Source organism: Pseudomonas fluorescens group sp. (genome assembly GCF_020093335.1).
GTDB lineage: Bacteria > Pseudomonadota > Gammaproteobacteria > Pseudomonadales > Pseudomonadaceae > Aquipseudomonas > Aquipseudomonas petroselini.
Genome location: NZ_JAIOKW010000019.1, coordinates 78,088 through 98,416 on the forward strand (window position 1 = coordinate 78,088; position 20,329 = coordinate 98,416).

Consider the following 20,329-nt stretch of genomic DNA (forward strand, 5'->3'; position numbering starts at 1 on the left):
TATGCGCACCTCATTGATCATCCCGACCCGTAACGCCTCCAGCCACCTGGCCCGCCTGCTGCCGGCGCTGAAGATGCAAACCCTGCAACCTGACGAAACGCTGGTGGTGGACAGCGCCTCCAGCGATGACACCGTGGCGCGCTTTCGCGCGTTTGGTGCACGGGTCGAGGTGATCGACGCGCGCGACTTCAACCACGGCGGCACCCGGCGCTGGGCCAGCGAACAGGTGAGCGGCGACGCGTTGATCGTGATGACCCAGGACGCGATTCCCGCCACCCCGGAAACCTTCGCCAACCTGCTCGCGGAGTTGCAGCAGGACCCGCTCAACGGCGTGGCCTACGGGCGCCAGTTGCCCCACCCCGATGCCGGTGTGCTGGGCGCGCAATCGCGGCACTTCAACTACCCGGAACAGAGCCGCAGCAAAAGCCTGGCCGATGCGCCGGAACTGGGGATCAAGACCTGCTTCAGTTCCGACTCGTTTTCCGTGTACCGGCGCAGCGTGCTGCAGGCGGTGGGCGGGTTCCCGGCCGACGTGATCGGCAGCGAAGACGCTTTCGTGGCGGCGCGCATGCTGCTCGACGGCTACAAGGTGCGCTACGCCGCCACGGCGCTGGTGCATCACTCCCACGATTACAAGCTCATGGATGAGTTTCACCGCTACTTCGACATTGGTGTGTTCTATGGCCGCGAGCCGTGGATCAAGCAGGCCTTTGGCGATGCGGGGGGCGAAGGCAAGCGCTATGTGCTGGCCGAACTCGCAGCCTTGCGCAAGGCCGGCGCCTTGCACCGCGTCCCAGAAGTGCTGGTGCGCAGTGCGTTCAAACTGCTCGGCTATCGGCTGGGCCATCTGGAGCGTCGCCTCCCCCTCGCCCTCAAGCGGCGCATCAGCATGTTTCCCGGTTATTGGAGGTGAGCATCATGACCTACAGGAAGTCCCCCTTGATGAAACGAACCCTGCTCGTCGTGGCCATGATGGCCCTGGCCGCCTGCAATACACCGGCGCGCATCGTCCCGCCGGACAGCGACACCGTCGAGGCCGGCAAGCGCGCCCTCGACCAGCTTGCCCAGCTGCCACCGGCGGTGGAGCGCATCCGCATCGGCGACCAGTTGCGCATCGTGCGCGATGCCGGCGAGATGCCGACGCTGTCGGCGTTCAACGTCAGCACCATCTACGAGCTGACGCTGTACACCGTGCAGACCGACGGCAAGATCAACTACCCGTTCCTGGGGCCGATCCAGGTCGCCGGGCGCCAGCCTTCGGAGCTGGCCACGGAGCTGACCAGCAAGCTCGCCCCGGTGTACCGCGAGCCACGCGTGACGGTGAACATCAACCAGGCGCCCGCCAGTTCAATCATTGTCGGCGGCGCGGTGAACAACCCGACGGCGGTGCAAATCGCCACGGCCAACACTCTGGAGCAGGCGATTATCGGTGCCGGCGGGGTCAGCCCGGCAGGCAATGCCAGCATGGTCGCCCTGCTGCGCGAAGACGCCCAGGGCGCGTATCGCGCGTATTTCCTGGACTTCAGCCAACTGCTCAACACCGGCCCCAATGGCCGCAAACCCGTTCACCTGCAACGTGGCGATGTGGTGTTCGTGCCCAAGTCGAACGTGGGCGAGCGGATCCAAGGGGTGGACACCTACATGAACCAACTGATCCCGTTCACCAAGTCCATTGGGGTTGGCTACAACTACACCCGAACCAGCGGCGGCAACAACTAAAGGAGCGACATCCCAATGATCGAGATCCGTTCTTTTCGTGATCTTCTGCGCTTGTTCTTCATCTTCCGGCACGAGTTCAAACTGGCGGCGATTGCCGCGCTGGTGATCATCCTGCTGGGGGCGTTCCTGCTGCCGGCCAAGTACGAATCCACTGCGCGGCTGTTGGTGAAACCGGGGCGTGATTCGACCCTGCCGATCGAGATCAGCAACCGCCAGGCGCTGGTGATGCCCAGCACCCAGCGTGACCCGATTGTCGACGAGGAGCGTTTGCTCACCGGTCGCCCCATCGTGCGCGCCGTGGCTGAACATTACCTGGAAGTGATCGACAACGCGCCGCCGCCGGAAGGCTTCTGGAAGCGCACCAAATACTACGTCAAGAGCGGCGTGGGGGCGGTGTTCGACGGCATCCGCGTGGTGCTGGAAACCGTCGGTGTGGTTGAGAAAACCACCCCGGTGGAACGCCTGGCCGCCGGCCTGGAAAAGAACTTTGAGGTGAGCCACGCCGCCGGTTCCACGGTGATGGACATCAGCTTCAAGTGGGGCGACCCGGAGATCGCCCAGGCGGTGGTCAAGGATTGGGTCGAAACCTACATCAACGAACGCACCCAGGCCCTGGGCCGCAAGAGCCTGTACGCCTTCTACGAAGGCCAGGCGGCCAACAGCGCCACTGAGATCAAGAGCTACAAGCAGCAGATCCTCATCCACCTCAATGAGATCGGCGCCGCCAGCATCACCGACCGTTTGGAAGACCTGTCCGAGCGCATCAACGTGCTGCGCGGCGAGACCTTCAACACCACGCGACTGATCGCTTCGTCCGACAGCGCCATCCAGAGCACGCGCAGCCAGCTCAAGGGCCAGCCCAAGGAAGTCACCACGGTGCGCCAGATCGCACTGAACCCGCAGCAGCAGGATTTGCGTCGCCTGCTTAACCAGAAGCTGCTGGAAAAGGCCGACATGATGCGCACCTACACCGACAACGCGCCGCCGGTCAAAGCCCTCGATGCCTCGATCCGTGCGATGCAGGTTCAGGTCGCCAATGAGAGCAACACGGTGCAAGCCTCGGAGAACCGCGCGCCGAACACCCTGGAAATTCACCTGCAGCGCGTGCTGCTGGACGAAACCAGCAACAACCAGGCGCTGCGCACCCAGTTGATCCAACAGCAAAAACAACTGCTGAACCTTGAAGAACAACGCAAGCAAGCCCTGGAAATCGAACCCGAACTGGCGCGCCTCTCCCGCGAGCTGAACACCACCGAGCGCAACTACGCGCTGTACGTGGACAACCTGGAAAAATCGCGCATCGACCGCGAGCTGGACAACAGCCAGATCAGCAACATCGCCGTGATCGAAGAAGCCACCCTGAACCCGGGCCGGATCTTCCCGAAAACCCTGGTGATGCTGTTCCTGGCGATCCCATTTGCCATCGTCGTCGGCTTGCTGGTGATCTACCTGTGCTACCTGCTCGACCAGCGCATTCACGACGGTGGCCTGGTGGAACGCAAGTTCGGCCTGCCGCTGTGGACCACCCTGCCGGAGCTGGACACCACCACCGCGCAAAGCGCCAACGCGTTCAATGCGAGCATCTACCGGCTGTACAGTTTGCTGCAGCCCGACCGCATCGCCGAAGAGGGCCTGGTGCTGGGGCTGACGTCGGCACGCCACGGCGAAGGGGTGACGTTTGTGGTCGAGCAACTGCGCCAACTGCTGCGTGAGAATGGCGTCAATGTGCGCGTGGGCGGGTTGGAGCCCGCGGCGCCGGGTGAAGTAGTGCTGCTGGACGCCTCGGCCCTGCTGGACAACCGCGAAGCGTTTATCGCGCTGCGCCGCGCCGACCTGATCGGGCTGGTGGTGGAAGCGCGCAAAAGTACCGTGCCGGTGGTCGAGCATGCGCTGTCGATCCTCAACACCGCGTTCGGCAAGGTGGACGGCATCATCATCAATCGGCGCAAGTTCGAAGTGCCGAGCAAAGTGCTGCAGACCATCGGTAAATACCGGGGGGCGTTCTGATGCGGATCGCCCTGCTCGCACCCTTGCCGCCGGAGAAAAACGGGATCGCCGACTACGCGAACCATTTCCGCACGGCCTTGGAACACCTTGGTGTGACGGTGCTGACGCCGTTGGCCGGTGTGGCGGGCAACTCCGAGGCGATCCAGCCAGCCATCCGCGCGTTCGACTGGCAAGCCGTCGACCTGGTACACGCAGAGCTGGGCGGTGGGCGGCTGGGGGAATTCCTGGCCTTGCGTGAACTGCGCAAGGCGTACCCCCGATTGCCATTGACGGCCACCGTGCATGACCCGGAGCGCATGGTGTGGCGGCGTGAGCACCTGCCGTTTCCACTGAACCTGCTGGAACGCCTGCCCAGCCCGTTGCCCCAGGCCGCCGTGGTGCTGGCCGACCCGCTGACCTTGCGCGAAGAACGCCAGGTTGCCAAGGGGCTGACCCGGCTGGTGACCCTCACCCGCCTGGGCGCCGACTGCCTGAGCCAGCGCATGCAATTGCCTGCCGGCAAAGTGGCGGTGATCAACCACGCCAACCTCGCCGTTCCCCCGGCCCCGTTGCCGTCGCTCGACACGCTGCACCTGCTGTACTTTGGGTTTATCTACCGTGGCAAAGGCATCGAAGACCTGGTGCAGGCCCTGGCGGATGTGTTCAAGCAAGCCCCCGAATTGCGCGACCGCGTGCGCCTGACCCTGGCCGGTGGCACCGCCGCGGAAATGGCGTTTGGCGCGGGCGGTAACTACCTGGAGCAGTTGACCGCGCAGATCGCCGCGCTGGGCCTGACCGGTTGCATCGACTGGCGGCTGAACCTGCCCGCCGATGAAATTGCCCAGACCATCCAGGCGCACCATGTGATGGTGCTGCCGTATCGCGAATCGAAAAAACTCGGCCTGCTGGGGCGCCAGCGCGGCACCAGCGGCGCGTTGTCCTGGGCCACCGCCTGCGGGCGCGGCGCGATCACCTCCGATGCGCGCGCGTTCGCCGAGGAAGTCGCCAGCGGCAACGGTGCGATCTACCCCGAAGGTGATGTGGCCGCGCTCAGCGAACAGCTGTTACGCCTGGCACGCACGCCGCTATTGGCCAGGGACTGGGCCGAACGCGCCGGGGAGATTGGCCGCGAACGTCTTTGGCCGTTGACGGCGCAGAAATTCAAGCAGCTCTTCGAAGAAGCCATTGCAGGGTCGACCTATGGCACGTAAACGCACCTACCTTGCCACCTTCGCGGTGGTCGCGGCCCTGGGCCTCAGCGCATTTTTGTGGGGTCGCCAGGCGGACGCCGAAAGCCATGTGCTCAAGGGCAGCAAGGAGGTGGTGTGGAAGGATTTCCTGGGGGTGAACGCGCAGTTCTTGTGGTTCAGCCCCGAGCGCTACCAGAAGCAGATCGACCGTCTCAAGGCCCTGGGCCTGGAGTGGGTACGCCTGGATTTGCACTGGGATCAGCTGGAGACCGCGCAGAATCAATACAAGCTCGCCACCCTCGATGAACTGGTAGGCAAGCTGCAACAGAACCAGATCAAGTCGGTGTTTTACCTGGTCGGTTCGGCGCGTTTTATCACCAGTGCCCCGCCGCTGTCGATGTACCCGGACCAGTACCCACCGAAAGACCCCAACGTGTTCGCCAACCGCATGGCGTTGCTGTCCCAGCGCTACCCCAGCGTCGATGCCTGGCAAGTCTGGAACGAACCGAACCTGCTGGGCTTCTGGCGCCCGGCGGCAGACCCGGCGGGTTACGCCAAACTGCTCACCGCCACCACCCAAGCGTTGCGGGTGGTAAACCCGAACAAGCCCGTGGTGGCCGCCGGCATGGCGTTTTTCAGCGAAATGCCCAATGGCCAGACCATGTTCGACGCGTTGGGCGCGCTGGGCGTGGCCAGCCTGAATACGGTGGTGTCCTATCACCCCTACACCCAATTGCCCGAAGGCAACGACCCGGCCAACCTGGACTTCATCGCCAAGACCACCCAGCTCAACCAGGCCCTGCGCAACGGCGGCGTGAACACCCTGTGGAGCACCGAGTGGGGCTGGTCAACCTACAAGGGGCCCAAAGACGCCCAGGACATCATCACGCCCCAGGCACAGGCCGACTACGTGGTTCGCCGCCTGGCGCTGATGAGTGCGATGGATTACGACAAGATCTTCCTGTTCACCTTGAGCGACCTGGACCAGCGCGCCAGCATCCGTGATCAGTCCTATGGCTTGTTGGATATCGACACTAACCCCAAGCCCGTCTACACCGCATTGAAGAATTTCCTCGACGTCAGCGGACCGAAGCTCACGCCGGGCGATCCGCCGGTCGCCGACCAACTGCCGGACGGCCTGTTCAGCATCGGCTGGACCCGCGCCGACGGCCGCAAGCTGTGGTTTTTCTGGTCAGCCCAGGGTGGCAACGCGCACTTGTCGGGGCTGGCCAGCGCCACCCTGTACGACCCGCTGCGCGGCACACAAACGCCGGTGAGCGGTACCAATGGCCTGACCGTACCGGTCAAGTCGAACCTGCAAATTCTGTTATGGGAGTGAGGCCTGCCATGCGCATTCTGTGGATTTTGCCCTACTCACCCTGGCCCGCCACCAGCGGCGGCAAGACGCGCCAGTTCCATCTGCTGCGCAGCCTGGCCGCACGTGGGCACCAGATCACCCTGCTGCTGCAGGACAAACACCCGGTGTCACTCACCGACCGCAAGGTGCTGGAAGCGTTTCTCGAACAACTGATCATCCTGCCGCGCCGCCCGCTGCGCAGCGCCACAACGCTGCTGGCGGGGCTGTTCGCGCCCTACCCGCTGCTGGCCAGCGTGAATGGGCTGTCGGGTGTATTGCAGGACACTTTCAATTGGTTGCTGGGTGAGCGCTGGGACGTGGTGCAGATCGAGCACAGCTACAGCTTTCAGCCGTACGAAGCGGCGCTGGCGCGTAAATCCCAACCCTTTGTGCTGACGGAACACAACGTTGAATCAGCCCTTGGCGCCGCCACCTACGACCGCTTGCCGGGTTGGGCGCTGCCGTTCATTCGCTACGATCAATGGCGCTACACCCGCTGGGAACGTCGCGTGATGCGCCAGGCCACGCAGGTGGTGGCAGTGACCGACAGCGATGCACAGACCCTGGCAAAGATCGCCGGCAAACCGGTGTCGGTGGTGGTCAATGGCGTGGACTGCGACCACTTCGCCGCCGCCCGCCCTGACCCGTCGGCACGCCGCGTGCTGTTCCTCGGCAATTATGAATACGCCCCCAACGTGGACGCCATCGAGTGGGCCCTGGACGAGATCCTGCCCAAGGTCTGGGAGCGTTGCCCGGACGCGCGCATGAGCGTGTGCGGCTTCGGCATGCCCGACACCTGGCGGGAACGCTGGCAGGACCCGCGCATTGAGTGGCAGGGTTTTGTGCCTAACCTGCTGAGCCTGCAATCGAGTTCCTCGGTGTTTCTGGCGCCGTTGCGCCATGGCGGCGGTTCCAAGCTCAAGGTGCTCGAAGCGCTGGCGGCCGGCTTGCCGCTGGCGAGTACCGAGCAAGGTGTATCGGGGCTGGACCTGGTGGAAGGCCTGGACTACCTCGGCGGCCAAACCGCCGCCAAGCTGGCGGATGCCGTGGTGCGCCTGCTGCAATTTCCCGACGCCGCCGCGCCCATGGGCGAAGCCGGCCGCGCCTATGTGCGTCGCGCCCATGACTGGAGCGTCGCCGCCAGCCAACTGGAAACGGTGTACGCCGCCCTTTCACCGCAAAATCAAAAGGAGCCCGCATGCGTGTAGGCCTGGATTACCGCACCGTCGGCACCTCGCCGCAATCGGGCATCAGCCGCCAGGTGTACGCGCTGGAAAGCGCCCTGCACAGCCTGCCGGGCATTGAGCTTGAGCGGTTTACCGTGGCGCCCCTGGGCGATGAAACCCGCTTGCAGGCCCACTGCCCGGCCTGGGGCTGTGCCAAGACCGCCATGCACCAGCCGCAGAATCGCCTGCGTTTCGAGGCCGGTTTTCTACCGCGCGCCTTGCGTGAGCAGCATATCGATCTGTACATCAGCACCTTCAACATGGGCCTGCCCTTGCCGCCCAAGCCGAAGGGGCTGCGCACCGTGGTGCTGTTGCACGACCTGTTCCAGATCACCCTGAACAACTACCACGCCAACCGCTTGAAGGCGCTGATCTACAAGACCAGCGATCGCCTGTCGATTGCCTACGCGGTGCACAGCGCCGACCGTGTGTGGACGCCGTCGCAGTACAGCGCCGATGAAACCGCGCGGTTGTTCCCCAAGGCAGCCGGCAAGATTCGCGTGCTGCCCAACCAGGTCGATGGTTTTTCCGCACTGGCAGCGGACCTCAGCGCACGGCAATTGCCCGAGCGCTATTGGTTGCTGGTGGGCACCCGCGAGCTGCGCAAGAACGTGCCGTTCCTGGTGGAGGCCTGGCAACAGGCGCGGCGTCAGTCCCCCGCCGTGCCGGAGTTGGTGCTGGTGGGCAGCCTCGACCATCTGCCTGAAGCACAGCGCGCACTGCCGGGCATTCGCGCGCTGAGTGGCGTGTCGGATGCCGAACTGCACGCGCTGTACCGCCGGGCCTCGCGCCTGTGGCAACCGTCGTACGCCGAAGGCTTTGGCCTGCCGGTGATCGAAGCCCTGAGCGTCGGCACCCCGGTGGCGGTGGCCAGCGGCACGTCGCTGGATGAGATCACGCCACCGTCGGCACCGCGTTTTTCGCCCACCGATGGCCCGGCGTTGACGCAGTTGATGGTCAGCCTGAGCGAACAGGCCGATGAAGCATCGCCCGAGCAACACCGGCAATGGGCGGAACGCTTCAACCATCACGCTTATCAACGGCGCCTGGCCGAACTGATCAAGGAGCTGACGTGAACGTGAACCTGCCCAGTCTCGTCGCGATCCTCTTTGGGCTGCTGTTTGGCGCCCTCGCCCTGCTGCTGTCACCGGCCAAGGCGTTCCTCGCCGTGATCGGCCTGGCCGGGGCAGTGACCATCCTGCGCTTTCCGTTCTGGGGCCTGTTGCTGTTTGCCCTGGTCGCCACGTTCATGCCGTACTCCACCGTCAACCTGGGCATTCGCAGCACCGTCAGCGAAGCCATCCTGGCGCTGACCTGGGGCGCGGTGCTGTGGCACAACTTGCTGACACGCCTGCCCGACCCACCGAGCCTCACCCGCCGCCCCACCGACCAGATGCTGTTGTGGCTGATGCTGTTCAGCGTGTTCCCGTTTATCGTCGGCCAGGTCACCATCCACGCCGACACCAGCGGCGTGGCCAATTGGTTGCGCTGGTTGCTGAGCCTGTCGTCGGTGTTCCTCTGCGCCAAATTGCTGGTGGACCACAAGCACCGCGAATCCCTGGTGATCGCCTTGCTGCTGGGCAGCCTGGCGATGCTGGTGCTGTCGATCGCGGTGTTCGTGCGCACACGCTCCGGGGCCGGTATCGCGCCGATCCTGGCGCTGTTCAATTACGGCAACTTCGACATGCTGAAATTCGGCCTGGAGGCCATGTCTTCGCGCATGGGCTCACCGTGGATGCACCCGAATGCCATCGGCGGGATCATGGCGTTGCTGCTGCCCCTGGCCTTTTGCTTCGGCATGACCGAGCAAGGCTGGAAGCGCGCATTGGGGCTGAGCGTGGCCTGCCTCGGCGCGGCGGCGTTGCTGCTGGCCAGTAGCCGTGGCGCGATGGTCAGCCTGGCGCTGGTGCTGCTGTGGATGGCCACGCGCCGGGTGCCATACACCGGGCGTTTGCTGATGATCGGCGCGGCGCTGACGGTGGCGCTGGTGATCGCGTATCCGCCGTTGCAGGAACGCCTGGCGACGATTTTTTCCTCGAACAACGCCAGTACCGAAGTGCGTTTCGACGAATACCGCATGTTCCCGCAGGCGGTGTTGGCGTATCCGTTCGGCATCGGTTTCAAGGTCGACCCGCCGGTGCCGGGCACCGACTTGTTGGGCATCTCCAACCTGTGGCTGAACTTCATCTACAAGACCGGCATCGTCGGCATGCTGTTCTTTGTGGCGGTGACGGTACGCTGGTGGCGTGAAGCGCGCCCGGACAGCGGCCCGATCCGCCTGACCAAGGACAATGCACTGTGGCTGGGCACCACCGCCGGGATTCTCTCGGCGCTGGTCAGCGGTCTGTTCGACCATTACTTCAGCTTTGCGGTGGTGATGGTTGCGCTGTTCTGGCTGATGGTCGGGATCAATGTGCTGGAGGCGCGGCGACTGTTTCCGGCGCGCCTGCCGCAGGTGAAAAACGTGGCCGTTCGCGAATCCGCGCTTGATGGCGCGCAACCCTGATGCTGGGCTCCGCCGTCTGGCTGACGCTGGCGACGCTGCTCGGCCTGTGCCTGGGCTTTGCCCGTGAATGGTTGCTGGTGGCGGCCTGGGGCGCAGGAGAACGCAGCGATGCGTTCCTGATCGCCCTGTTTTTACCGGAGGCGCTGCGCATGTCGTTGGCCGGCGGCGTGCTGAGTGCCGCTGCGCTGCCGCTGTACCTGGCGCGCAAGGACGACGAGCGACTAGGCTGGTTGACGGTGTTGTTCCCGGCGTTGCTGCTGATCGCGCTGGTCACCAGCCTGCTGCTGACACTGTTGGCGCCGTGGCTGGTGCAATTGCTCGGGCCGGGCCTGGCGGCCAGTGCCACGGCGCTCGCCAGCAATAACTTGCAGATTGTCGCCTGGTGCGTGCCGGGGCTGATGCTGCATGCGCTGTTCAGCATTCCTTTGCAGGCCAGCGAACGTTTTGTGCTGGCAGGCTTGGGCTCGTTGTTGTTCAACCTGCCGCCGGTGACCTACCTCGCACTGGCCGGCACCGCCACCCAACCGCATTCGCTGGCGCTGGCCTGTCTGGCGGGCAGCCTGTTGATGCCGTTGGCGCTGTTGCCATCGATGTGGCGCCAGGGCTGGCGGCCGTGGCATTGGCAGCTGTCGTTGGCGCCGCTGCGGGAATTGGGCCAACGCATCGGTCCCTTGTTATTGAGCAATGGTGCCAGCCAGGGATTGGCGTTGATCGAACGGCTGGTGGCGTCGTTACTGGGCGAAGGCGCGGTGACCTGGGTCAACCTGGCGCGCAAGTTGATGAACCTGCCGCTGATTGCGCTGATGAGCCTCAACCAGGTGCTGCTGGGCATGATGAGCCGCCGCCAGGGCGCTGAGCGCCTGGCCCTGCTCAAGCGTGGCCTGGAGACCGCCAGCATGCTGACCCTGCCCGCCGGCGTCGGCCTGGTGGCGGCGGCCCCGAGCCTGGTGGCGTTGCTGCTGCCCGCGCAATCGCTGGACTCACCGTTGCCGCTGCTGCTGGCCTGGTTTGCCGTGCCGCTGGTATTCGGCGCCTGGAACGCCCTGCTCGCACGTTATGCCTACGCCGCCGGTGACACGCGCCAACCACTGCGCTGCGAGCTGCTCGGCAGCCTGGTCAATGTGCTGTTGCTGGGGGTACTGCCGTTTGTATTCGGGCTGGCGGGCATTCCGTTGGCGGCCCTGGCGGGAGTGCTCTGCACCGCGTTGCTGTTGATGCAACGCCAGGGCTTGCTGGGTGCCCTGCCCTGGGCGCGGCAATGGTTGCTCAGTGGCGTGCTGATGGGCGCGGCGGCGTTGGCGCTGTTTCGGATTGAGGGCGTGTGGCTGCAATTGGGGCTGAGCACCCTGGCCGGCGCCGTGGTGTTGCTCGGGATGGGGCTGTGGCTGAAGCCGTGGCGCAAGGCATGAACGATCGATCGGGACGACTCAGATGAAACATCGCTGGATTCAAATGGATATCGCCAAAGGCATCGGCATCCTGGTGATCGTGTATGCACACAGCTGGTTCGTCGCCACCTCGCCGGACGTGCTGTATCCGATACTGGCGTCGTTCATTTTGCCGTTGTTCTTCTTTTTGTCCGGGGTGTTCTTCAAGCCTGAACAACCCTTTGTAGAGATGGCCGTGCGCAAGGCTGACGGCCTGCTCAAGCCGTTTTTCTTCACCATGCTCACCTATGTGATCGTGCGCAGTATCCTGCGTGGCCAGCCGCTGCTGCCGGATATTGGCGGCGTGCTGTATGCCTCGGTGGACACCATCCCGTGGCAGGCGCTGTGGTTTTTGCCACACTTCTGGGTGGCGATCCTGTTCAGTTGGGTCGTGCTCCGACTGATCCAGCGCCTGCCGCTGGCCGTGCGTTGCCTGGTAATGCTGGTGCCCTTGCTGATCGGCATCTGGACGCTGCCGTGGTTCTGGCAACGGCCGGTGACCCTGGGCGGCAGCACTTGGGTACTGCCGGGCCTACCGTTCAGCCTGGATATCACCCTGATCAGCAGCACCTGTTTCATCTACGGCTATCTGCTGCGGGACTGGCTGCGCACCCATGCGGGTTCACTGCTGACCCTGTTGGTGTCGGTCGTGCTGTTTGCCGCCGTGTTCCTCTACCGAGGTGACACCATGGACCTGGCGCAGCGTCGCTACGATCACTGGCTGTGGACCAGCCTGATGGCGGTGATTGGGGTGTACGCGTGCTGGGCGCTGGCGCGGGTGCTGATGGTGTCGGCGCTGATCACGCGCGGGATGACCTACATCGGCCAGTCGACGCTGATCCTGCTGATCTTCCACGGCGAAATCCAACACAAGACCTTCGACCTGATGGAGCGTCTGGGGCTGCCCGCGCTTATCGCGGCCTGCATCGGTTTTGTGGTGGCGGTGGTGGTGCCGTTGTTGATCGGGGAAGTGATCAAGCGGGTGGCGTTCCTGCGGTTTTTCTACTTTCCGTTTCCGGTGCGTAAGGCGGTTGGGGAAAAGGCACCGACTTAAGGACGCAGCAGATCCAACTGTGGGAGCGGCGCCGCAGCTCCCACCTGGAGATTTGTATTTCAGTCGTCGAGGGGCTGAGGGGCTGGCTTGCTGCCGTGCTTGGCAGGCTTGGCGCCCTTGGCTGGCGGCGGTGCTGCAGGTTCAGGTTCCGCGGCGGCGGCGGCTTCTTTTTCAGCCATCGGCATCTGGTCGATAGCGCTGAAAAATTCCTTCAGGTCGAGGGTATCCGGTGGCACGGTCTTCTCGAGTTTCTTCTCGCCGTCCTTGCCCACCAGGATCACCTTGGTGCCGCTGCCCGCACCCAGCTTGAGGGCGCGTATCAGCGCGTTGGTCTCTGGCGGCGTGAGCTTTTTGTTGTCCTTGGGGTCCTTGGCGAACTTCTCGCCTTCGGCACCGATGCTGCCGAACTTCACGGTGTAGAACACCATGCTGCGTTCTTCAAAGGACTGCTTGGTCGCAGGCTCGTCCAACTGTTTCTTGAGGGTCGCCAAGGTGTCGTTGCCGGCATCAAGCTCCACCACCACCAGCGGCCGGGCTTTGCCCAAGTCCTGCTTGAGCGGGTTGATATCATCAGCAGCCAACAGCGGCCCCGTAAAAGCCATCAAGGTAGCCAGGGTCAGCGACCGGATGAGCATGCGCACCTCCTTTAAATTCCATGCAGGGTTCTTGAGTTTCATGTCTGCGACAGTCAAATTCAAGGATGATTCCTACACCACTTTAAGAAAGCGTAGGTCAGGACGCCCGCTACGCAAGGGTTTGGTGGATGTGGCTGGCATTGTTTCCACTGATTGCGGAAACATTATGAGACCTTCCATTCCGGCCAATGCCGAGCAAATACGGGCGCTACGAGGGGGTCGGCATCCACTTGCGCGAGTGTCTGGGCAAAGCCCGGCGCCAGGCCATTCAACGCCTCCCGCGCCTCGTCCCAGCGCGACACTGCAGCCGCCATCAAGCCCAGCGCATTGGGTGCGTTGTTGGCGGCAAACAACTGGTCGGCAAACTGATCGGCGAACACCACCCAGGCCTGGTGCAGGTAGCGCCGGGTGCCGGTGACCAGTTGCGCCTGCACAGTTTCGTTGACGTCGCCCAGCCAGCGTTGCGGGTAGTCGATGATGCCTATCGCCGAATAGCAATTGGCAGCGATGTACACCAGGCCGCGAATGATCTGCGCGCGGTTGCCCGCCAGTAGGTTAGAAGCGGGAAACTCCAGGCCCAGGTGGATCAGGATCGCGGCGCTTTCCGACAGCACCTGGCCGTCGGGGGTGACCAGGGTGGGCACTTGTTTGAGCGGGTTGATGCGGGCCAGTTCGTCGCTGCCCTCGCCGTCGGCCCAAGAGGCTGCGTCTACCCGTCGCCATGGCACCGCACAGCGCTGCAGGGCGATTTCGATCATGCAGGAGCCGGACTCGTCGATGCCATAAAGCGTGTACATGGGCTTTTCCTCCTAGCGTTGCAGTTTGGCCTGCACGTTGGCTTTCACCTGCGGCCATTCCGAATCGATGATGCTGAAGCGCACCGAGTTGCGCTTGCGGCCGTCAGGCATGATGCGTTCGTGGCGCACGATGCCTTCCTGAACGGCACCGAGCCGCAGGATCGCCGCGCGGGATTTTTCGTTGAGTTCGTCTGTGGTGAATTGCACGCGCACGCAGTCGAGCACGTCGAAAGCGTAGGTCAGCAACAGCAGCTTGGCTTCAGTATTGATGCCGCTTTTCTGCGCGGACAGCGCCAGCCAGGTATGGCCGATTTCCAGCTTGCGATTGACCCGGTCGACCTTCCAGAACCGCGTGCTGCCGACCACGTGGCCGGTATCGCGGCGCACCAGGGTGAAGGGGATCATGGTGCCAGCGTCGCGGCCCGCCAAGGCGGTGTCGATGTATTGATCGACGGTGTCCGGGCCCGGTACGTGGGTGACCTTGAGGTTCCACAGTTCGCCATCGGCGGCGGCCTCGAGCAAGGCGGCCTTGTGTGCCCTTTGCAGGGGCAGGAGTTCGACCGTGGTGCCGGTCAGTGTGATCTGGGTCATGGAAGCGGCGCCGTGTTTGGGTCGTCAGTGCCCAAGAGTGCAGGCACTCACACAAACGAGGCAAGCGTTTTAAAACAGGCCCATTTGCCCACCGACCAGGGTGCTGAAATCGTCATTCACGAACGGCAGGATCGCATCGGCCACCGGCTGCAATTGCCGGGTGACGTAGTGGTCGTAGTCGATGGGCGCCTGGCGCACTTCCAACGGTTCCGGGCCGTTGACGCTGATCACGTAGCTGATCCAGCCACCGCGCTGGTATTGGCGCGGCCGGTTCAAGCGGTCGTTGTACTCATCGGCCAGGCGCGCAGCGCGCACATGGGGCGGCACGTTGCGTTCGTAATCATCCAGCCGGCGGCGCAGGCGTTTGCGGTAGATCAGCAACTCATCGAACTCGCCGCTCAAGGTGCGGCGTACGTAGTCGCGTATGTAGTCTTGATGGGGCTGGCGATGGAAGATGCGCTGGTAGAGTTCCTGCTGGAACCGGCGGGCCAGCGGCGACCAGTCGCTGCGTACGGTTTCCAGGCCTTTGTAGACCATGTCTTCGCTGCCATCGCTGCGAACCACCAGGCCGGCGTAGCGCTTTTTGCTGCCCTCCTCCGCACCACGGATGGTTGGCATGAGGAAGCGCGTGAAGTGGGTTTCGTACTGTAATTCCAAGGCGCTTTGCAGGCCGAATGTGGTGTGCAAGTGCTCGCGCCACCAGTCATTGACGTGCTGCACCAACCCTCGGCCGATGCGGCTGGCCTCCTCCTGGGAGTGCGCGCTGCCGAGCCAGACGAACGTGGAGTCGGTGTCGCCGTAGATCACCTCGTAGCCCTGGGCTTCGACCAGTTCGCGGGTCTGACGCATGATCTGGTGGCCGCGCATCGTGATCGACGAGGCCAGTCGGGTGTCGAAGAAGCGGCACCCGCTGGAACCGAGTACGCCGTAGAAGGCGTTCATGATGATTTTCAGGGCTTGGGACAGCGGTGCATTGTGTTCGCGCTTGGCCACTTCACGGCCCTCGGAGACCCGCGCGACGATGGCCGGCAAACAGTGCCGGGTGCGGGAAAAACGTGCGCCACGAAAGCCTTCCACCGAGTCGCTGTCATCGGGGTACTTGAGGCCTTCGATCAGGCCGACCGGGTCGATCAGGAAGCTGCGGATAATCGACGGGTAGAGGCTTTTGTAATCGAGCACCAGCACCGACTCGTAGAGACCGGGGCGTGAGTCCATGACAAAGCCGCCGGGGCTGGCCTGGGGTGGTTTGTCGCCCAGGTTCGGCGCGACGAAGCCTTGGCGGTGCATCAACGGCATATACAAATGGGTGAACGCGGCGACGGAGCCACCGTTGCGATCGGCCGGCAATCCCGTAACGCTGGCGCGCTCCAGCAGGAATTTGAGCAGTTCGGTCTTCTCGAAAATCCGCGTAACCAGTTCGCAATCCTTGAGGTTGTAGCGCGCCAGGGCGGGCTTGTCCTCGGCGAACATGCGGTTGATCTCATCCATGCGCTGGTACGGTGTGGAGATGTCCTTGCCCTCGCCCAGCAGGGTTTGCGCGACGTTTTCCAGGCTGAAGGATTCGAAGCTCCAAGTGGCCGAGCGCAGGGCTTCGATACCATCAATGATCAGCCGCCCCGCGGCCGCGGCGAAGTAATGGTTGCGGCTGCCGTGCTCGCGCCAAGCCATAGGCTCGTCGCCACGCCCGAGCATGAGCGGCACGTTGAGGCGCTGGGCATGTTCGTGGAGGACGCGCAGGTCGAATTGCACCACGTTCCAGCCGATGATCGCGTCGGGGTCATGCTGGGCGAGCCACTCGTTGAGGCGCTCGAGCAATTGGGCGCGGGTGTCGCAGTAGTCGAGCTTAAAGTCCACCGCGTCAGTTTTGTTCGGCGGGCCGAGCATGTACACCTGGCGCTCGCCGCAGCCTTCGAGGGCAATCGAATAGAGATCGCCCTGGGCGGTGGTCTCGATGTCGAGAGACACCAGTTTCAGCGGCGGGCGGTAGTCGGGCGCGGGCTTCATCTGTGCGTCGCAGAGCACACCGCTGGTATCGGGCGTGCCGCCAAACCACACGGGCGCCGTGATGAAACGCTCCATCATGTAGCGCTCGGGTGGGCGCACGTCGCCTTCGTAGACATCGACACCCGCGGCGCGCAGGCGCTTTTCCACGTCCATCGCCTGGCGATGCTGACGCGTATACAAGCCCAGGACGGGACGGTGGTGGAAATCGCATAGCTGCAACGGGCGCAATTCGATATCGCGCTCCCCCTTGAGCAACCAATCCAGCGGCTTGCGATGGGCTTCGGGGACGAACATCACGGAGGTCTGCACGGGTAGGCGGATAAACCTCGGGCCCTGGTCGGTGGCCAGCCAGAAACTGACCTCCGTGCCCGTCGGCGTATCGCGCCAATGCCGGGTCAGGACAAAACCCTGCTGTAAATCCACCGTACCGCACCTCAGGAATCGCTTTCAGGGCGTGATTCTACTCGGCATCCGCGTGCGCAGATCTTAATCTCGTAAATTTGTTGCGAGGCTTCGACAGGAAAAACGGGCATCAACCCTGATGCCCATCGGGGTTAGGCCTGGCGGGCCTGGTTCAGGTAGGTTTCGATGTTGCCCATCTGCTCGTCCCACCCACGGGAATTCATCTTGAAGGCCTTTTGCCGACGGGCCTGAGGCACGGCGTCAAAGCCCGATTCGACCACTCGCAGCAGAATGCCCGGCGCTCGGTCTTCAATGGTGAATTCCACCAGTGTCGGGGTTTCCTGGTCGTAGTCGACGCCCTTCTCGACCGCGAAGGGGTGCCACCAGAAAGAGAACAGCGTTTGCGGCAGGATGCGTTCGATTTTGGCCTTCCAGATCACGTGTTCGTACCCCGGATAAGTGATAGGCGCCTCGAGCGTTTGCCCAGCAACGAAGGTTTTGCCTTTTAGAGCGATACCAAACCAGCTGCCGAATTGCTCGGCATCGGTGAGGGCTTCCCACACCTTTTTACGTGACGCGTTGAGCAGGACTTTTCGTTCTATGCGATCTAATACGTGCATAAGTCACCTCCTCCATTGACAGTAGGCGACATCAAATAATGCGCAACCTTAGGTTGTAAGCAATGATGATGACCCCATCCTTGAACCGGCAATACGTTATGACTGACCCATTGAATGGAAGTTGCTTCTGCAAAGGCGTGCGCTACCAGGTAGACGGCCTCGACATGCCCATCAGCCACTGCCACTGCAACAGCTGCCGCAAGGTGCATGCGGCGGCATTCGTAGCGACAGCCGGCGTGATGCGTGAGCACTTTCGCTGGACTCAGGGCGCGGAGCTGTTGGCGTCCTTTGAATCGTCGCCGGGTAAATTCAGGCATTTCTGCTCGCGCTGCGGCTCGCATCTGATGGCGGAGCGTGGGCATCAACCGCACGTCATCGTGCGGGTGGCGACGCTGGATGATGACCCGGGCGCCAGCCCCACCGCGCACCTCTGGACAGCCCATGATGTGCCCTGGCTTGTCTATGAGGATGTAGAGCGGTGGGACGAGTGGACGGTTTGATTTAAACCTTTGGGTCTCCAGGCGCTTTGGCCGGGGTCGCATATTGCGGTTTCAAGTGGCCTTCCTGATCGAGTAACCAGGCATCCATGATCTGGCGCACGACCGGTCCTGCAACGCGACCACCGGCCTCGCCGTTTTCGATCATTACCGAAATCACGATTTTGGGGTGTTCAGCTGGCGCGAAGCCGACAAACAACGCGTTATCACGATGTCGTTCCAGGGTCTTTTCACGGTTATAGCGCTCGCCCTGTTTGATCGCCACCACTTGCGCCGTACCACTCTTACCAGCGATGCGGTATTGCGCGCCTTGTGCGGCGGCACGGGCAATACCGCGAGGATCGTGCATCACCAGCTGCATGCCGTGGTTGACCTGCTCCCAGTCGTGCGGGTTCTTGAGGACTACGTTGGGCATGGGATTTTCGTCCACCGGCGGCACGCCATTAATGGTCTTGGCCAGGTGGGGTCGATTCCACACGCCCTTGTTGGCGATCAACGCGGTGGCTTGGGCCAATTGCAGCGGCGTGACCTGCATATAGCCCTGGCCGATGCCGAGGATCACCGTTTCACCCGGGAACCAGGGTTGACGGCGGGTGGCACGCTTCCATGCCTGGGAAGGCATCAGGCCAGCTGACTCTTCGAACATATCCAGCGACACTTTCTGACCCAGGCCGAACTCAGCCAAGTAGTCGTGCAGGCGGTCGATGCCGAGCTTGTGGGCGAGGTCGTAAAAATAGGTGTCGTTGGAGCGCATAATCGCCGCGTCCATGTCTACCCAGCCGTCACCGCTGTGGTTCCAGTTGCGGTATTTGTGGTCAAAGTCCGGCAGTTGGTAGTAACCGGGATCGAACACGCGGGTTTGGGCGGTGACGACGCCACTGTCCAGGCCGGCGATGGCGACTTCCGGCTTGATGGTCGAGCCAGGCGCATAGAGCCCTCTGAGAACGCGGTTGAACAGCGGTCGGTCGATGGAATCATGCAGCGCAGCATATTCCTTGAAGCTGATACCGGTAACGAACAGGTTCGGGTCAAAGCTCGGCTTGCTGACCATCGCCAGTACTTCACCGGTTTGCGGGTCGAGGGCAACCACTGAACCTCGGCGATCGCCCAGGGCTTCTTCTGCCGCTTCTTGGAGATGGACGTCGAGGCTCAGGACGATGTTTTTGCCGGGAATCGGGTCGGTGTGCTTGAGCACGCGAAGTACGCGGCCCTGGGCATTGGTCTCGACTTCCTCATAGCCTACGTGGCCATGCAGCTCGGACTCGTAGAAGCGCTCAATACCGGTCTTGCCGATGGACTGGGTACCGCGGTACTCCACCGAGTCGAGCGCTTTGGATTCTTTCTCGTTGATCCGTCCTACGTAACCGATCGAATGGGCAAAGTGAGCGCCCAAGGGGTAGTGGCGAACGAATTGCGGTTCTACGTCTACCCCAGGCAGACGGAATTCGTTTACGGCCAGCAGCGCGATCTGCTCTTCGGTAAGTTCATAAAACAATGTCACAGGCACGAAAGGGTGACGCGCCTGTTTCAGCGCCTTGTCGAATACAGCGCGGTCTTCGGCGGGCAGATGCAGCAAGTTGACGATGGCGTCCAGTTCGGCCTTGAGGTCGGTGGTGCGCTCACGGGTGATGGTCAAGTTGTAGCTGGGACGGTTATCGGCCAGTACGACGCCATTACGGTCATAGATCAACCCACGCGTCGGCGTGATGGGCAGCACGTGGACGCGGTTGTTCTCGGAAATAGTGGAGTGGTAGTCGAACTGTACGACCTGCAGGAAGTACATACGCCCCACCAGGGCACAGGTGATGCCAATCACGAGCAACGCGCAGGCGAGCAGGCGCTTGTTGACCAGGCGGTTCTCTTTTTCGTGATCCTTGATCGTTATCGGTTCAGGCATTTCTACAGCATCTCGTTGAAGAAGGTCGACGCCGCGTCCTGCGGATGAAAGATCAATCCCTGTGAAAATGTGCTGCACCATACCAAAAATGCAGAAACACTTTGTATCCATTTGCCCAACGGCAGGTTGGAGCATGATTTGGTAGGCCGTAACGGGTAGGCGTGGTTTTTTGAAGATACCGTATTCAAAGACGATGCCGGATTGCTTGAAGCCAACAGAGGAAGCGTGGAATTGGCACGCCCATTTTCCGACCGCCCAAAACAAAACCCCATCTGCTTTCGCAAATGGGGTTTCGGAATTTAATCTTGACGATGACCTACTCTCACATGGGGAAACCCCACACTACCATCGGCGATGCATCGTTTCACTACTGAGTTCGGGATGGGATCAGGTGGTTCCAATGCTCTATGGTCGTCAAGAA

At 62.6% G+C, this 20,329-nt stretch carries 17 protein-coding genes and 1 rRNA gene; 11 read left to right on the top strand and 7 right to left on the bottom strand.

The features are described from left to right. The first annotated feature begins 1 nt into the window (after position 1). From K7431_RS19580 to K7431_RS19625, 10 genes are read left to right on the top strand one after another with little or no spacing between them, the layout of a single operon-like run. Positions 2 to 913 (top strand): glycosyltransferase family 2 protein, encoded by a 912-nt coding sequence (locus tag K7431_RS19580; RefSeq protein ID WP_012723325.1) that lies wholly within the window; start codon positions 2 to 4, stop codon positions 911 to 913. 29 nt (positions 914 to 942) lie between these two features. Continuing rightward, positions 943 to 1,719 carry a polysaccharide biosynthesis/export family protein gene (locus K7431_RS19585; protein ID WP_012723324.1) on the top strand — a complete coding sequence of 259 codons (777 nt, stop codon included), beginning with the start codon at positions 943 to 945 and terminating at the stop codon, positions 1,717 to 1,719. Positions 1,720 to 1,734: 15 nt separating this feature from the next. Beyond that, positions 1,735 to 3,726 carry a GumC family protein gene (locus K7431_RS19590; RefSeq protein WP_012723323.1) on the top strand — a complete coding sequence of 664 codons (1,992 nt, stop codon included), beginning with the start codon at positions 1,735 to 1,737 and terminating at the stop codon, positions 3,724 to 3,726. Beyond that, a complete protein-coding gene (locus tag K7431_RS19595) occupies positions 3,726 to 4,916 on the top strand; it encodes a glycosyltransferase (RefSeq protein ID WP_012723322.1) in 1,191 nt (396 codons plus the stop codon). Before K7431_RS19590 ends, K7431_RS19595 begins: the two co-directional genes overlap by 1 nt. Beyond that, on the top strand, positions 4,906 to 6,234 hold the full coding sequence (locus K7431_RS19600; RefSeq protein ID WP_012723321.1) for a GH39 family glycosyl hydrolase: 1,329 nt from the start codon (positions 4,906 to 4,908) through the stop codon (positions 6,232 to 6,234). The genes K7431_RS19595 and K7431_RS19600 overlap by 11 nt, the downstream gene beginning before the upstream one ends. Positions 6,235 to 6,242: 8 nt before the next feature. Continuing rightward, positions 6,243 to 7,460, top strand: coding sequence for a glycosyltransferase family 4 protein (locus K7431_RS19605; RefSeq protein ID WP_012723320.1), 1,218 nt, complete (start codon positions 6,243 to 6,245; stop codon positions 7,458 to 7,460). Then, complete coding sequence (locus tag K7431_RS19610) at positions 7,451 to 8,554, top strand: glycosyltransferase family 4 protein (protein ID WP_012723319.1); 1,104 nt, start codon at positions 7,451 to 7,453, stop codon at positions 8,552 to 8,554. The genes K7431_RS19605 and K7431_RS19610 overlap by 10 nt, the downstream gene beginning before the upstream one ends. Positions 8,555 to 8,556: 2 nt before the next feature. Beyond that, entirely contained in the window at positions 8,557 to 9,984 is a 1,428-nt protein-coding gene (locus K7431_RS19615) for an O-antigen ligase family protein (protein ID WP_043206175.1), read from the top strand. Further along, positions 9,984 to 11,393: a murein biosynthesis integral membrane protein MurJ gene (gene murJ / locus K7431_RS19620; protein WP_012723317.1), complete on the top strand. Its 1,410-nt coding sequence runs from the start codon at positions 9,984 to 9,986 to the stop codon at positions 11,391 to 11,393. The genes K7431_RS19615 and murJ overlap by 1 nt, the downstream gene beginning before the upstream one ends. Positions 11,394 to 11,415: 22 nt before the next feature. Continuing rightward, a complete protein-coding gene (locus K7431_RS19625; protein ID WP_012723316.1) occupies positions 11,416 to 12,465 on the top strand; it encodes an acyltransferase family protein in 1,050 nt (349 codons plus the stop codon). 59 nt (positions 12,466 to 12,524) lie between these two features. Here the strand turns inward: K7431_RS19625 and K7431_RS19630 are convergent, their stop codons facing one another. The 5 genes from K7431_RS19630 to K7431_RS19650 form a co-directional block, all read right to left on the bottom strand. Continuing rightward, on the bottom strand, positions 12,525 to 13,100 hold the full coding sequence (locus tag K7431_RS19630; protein ID WP_043205117.1) for a DUF4174 domain-containing protein: 576 nt from the start codon (positions 13,098 to 13,100) through the stop codon (positions 12,525 to 12,527). Positions 13,101 to 13,264: 164 nt separating this feature from the next. Then, complete coding sequence (locus K7431_RS19635; RefSeq protein ID WP_012723314.1) at positions 13,265 to 13,897, bottom strand: glutathione S-transferase N-terminal domain-containing protein; 633 nt, start codon at positions 13,895 to 13,897, stop codon at positions 13,265 to 13,267. Between the two features lie 12 nt (positions 13,898 to 13,909). Further along, on the bottom strand, positions 13,910 to 14,488 hold the full coding sequence (locus K7431_RS19640; protein WP_012723313.1) for a GNAT family N-acetyltransferase: 579 nt from the start codon (positions 14,486 to 14,488) through the stop codon (positions 13,910 to 13,912). A gap of 69 nt (positions 14,489 to 14,557) precedes the next feature. Further along, complete coding sequence (locus tag K7431_RS19645) at positions 14,558 to 16,915, bottom strand: DNA polymerase II (RefSeq protein WP_012723312.1); 2,358 nt, start codon at positions 16,913 to 16,915, stop codon at positions 14,558 to 14,560. 131 nt (positions 16,916 to 17,046) lie between these two features. Next, positions 17,047 to 17,514, bottom strand: a complete 468-nt coding sequence (locus K7431_RS19650) for an SRPBCC family protein (RefSeq protein WP_012723311.1) — start codon at positions 17,512 to 17,514, stop codon at positions 17,047 to 17,049. 98 nt (positions 17,515 to 17,612) lie between these two features. Between K7431_RS19650 and K7431_RS19655 the strand changes: the two genes are divergently transcribed. After that, a complete protein-coding gene (locus K7431_RS19655) occupies positions 17,613 to 18,014 on the top strand; it encodes a GFA family protein (RefSeq protein ID WP_043206174.1) in 402 nt (133 codons plus the stop codon). A 1-nt stretch (position 18,015) separates the two neighbouring features. On the opposite strand, the gene mrdA is transcribed toward K7431_RS19655, so the two are convergent. Together mrdA and rrf are read right to left on the bottom strand one after the other, a co-directional pair. Next, positions 18,016 to 19,908, bottom strand: coding sequence for a penicillin-binding protein 2 (gene mrdA, locus K7431_RS19660; RefSeq protein ID WP_012723309.1), 1,893 nt, complete (start codon positions 19,906 to 19,908; stop codon positions 18,016 to 18,018). Between the two features lie 303 nt (positions 19,909 to 20,211). Continuing rightward, positions 20,212 to 20,327: ribosomal RNA gene (rrf, locus tag K7431_RS19665) — 5S ribosomal RNA — on the bottom strand. Between the last annotated feature and the right edge of the window lie 2 nt (positions 20,328 to 20,329).

Bases quoted from the DNA above. Each gene is read 5' to 3' on its own strand.
- K7431_RS19610 (WP_012723319.1), top strand. From the start codon at position 7,451: ATGCGTGTAGGCCTGGATTACCGCACCGTCGGCACCTCGCCGCAATCG.
- murJ (WP_012723317.1), top strand. From the start codon at position 9,984: ATGCTGGGCTCCGCCGTCTGGCTGACGCTGGCGACGCTGCTCGGCCTG.
- K7431_RS19605 (WP_012723320.1), top strand. From the start codon at position 6,243: ATGCGCATTCTGTGGATTTTGCCCTACTCACCCTGGCCCGCCACCAGC.
- K7431_RS19635 (WP_012723314.1), bottom strand. From the start codon at position 13,897: ATGTACACGCTTTATGGCATCGACGAGTCCGGCTCCTGCATGATCGAA.
- mrdA (WP_012723309.1), bottom strand. From the start codon at position 19,908: ATGCCTGAACCGATAACGATCAAGGATCACGAAAAAGAGAACCGCCTG.
- K7431_RS19595 (WP_012723322.1), top strand. From the start codon at position 3,726: ATGCGGATCGCCCTGCTCGCACCCTTGCCGCCGGAGAAAAACGGGATC.
- K7431_RS19590 (WP_012723323.1), top strand. From the start codon at position 1,735: ATGATCGAGATCCGTTCTTTTCGTGATCTTCTGCGCTTGTTCTTCATC.
- K7431_RS19630 (WP_043205117.1), bottom strand. From the start codon at position 13,100: ATGCTCATCCGGTCGCTGACCCTGGCTACCTTGATGGCTTTTACGGGG.
- K7431_RS19655 (WP_043206174.1), top strand. From the start codon at position 17,613: ATGACTGACCCATTGAATGGAAGTTGCTTCTGCAAAGGCGTGCGCTAC.
- K7431_RS19625 (WP_012723316.1), top strand. From the start codon at position 11,416: ATGAAACATCGCTGGATTCAAATGGATATCGCCAAAGGCATCGGCATC.
- K7431_RS19600 (WP_012723321.1), top strand. From the start codon at position 4,906: ATGGCACGTAAACGCACCTACCTTGCCACCTTCGCGGTGGTCGCGGCC.
- K7431_RS19650 (WP_012723311.1), bottom strand. From the start codon at position 17,514: ATGCACGTATTAGATCGCATAGAACGAAAAGTCCTGCTCAACGCGTCA.
- K7431_RS19640 (WP_012723313.1), bottom strand. From the start codon at position 14,488: ATGACCCAGATCACACTGACCGGCACCACGGTCGAACTCCTGCCCCTG.
- K7431_RS19580 (WP_012723325.1), top strand. From the start codon at position 2: ATGCGCACCTCATTGATCATCCCGACCCGTAACGCCTCCAGCCACCTG.
- K7431_RS19585 (WP_012723324.1), top strand. From the start codon at position 943: ATGAAACGAACCCTGCTCGTCGTGGCCATGATGGCCCTGGCCGCCTGC.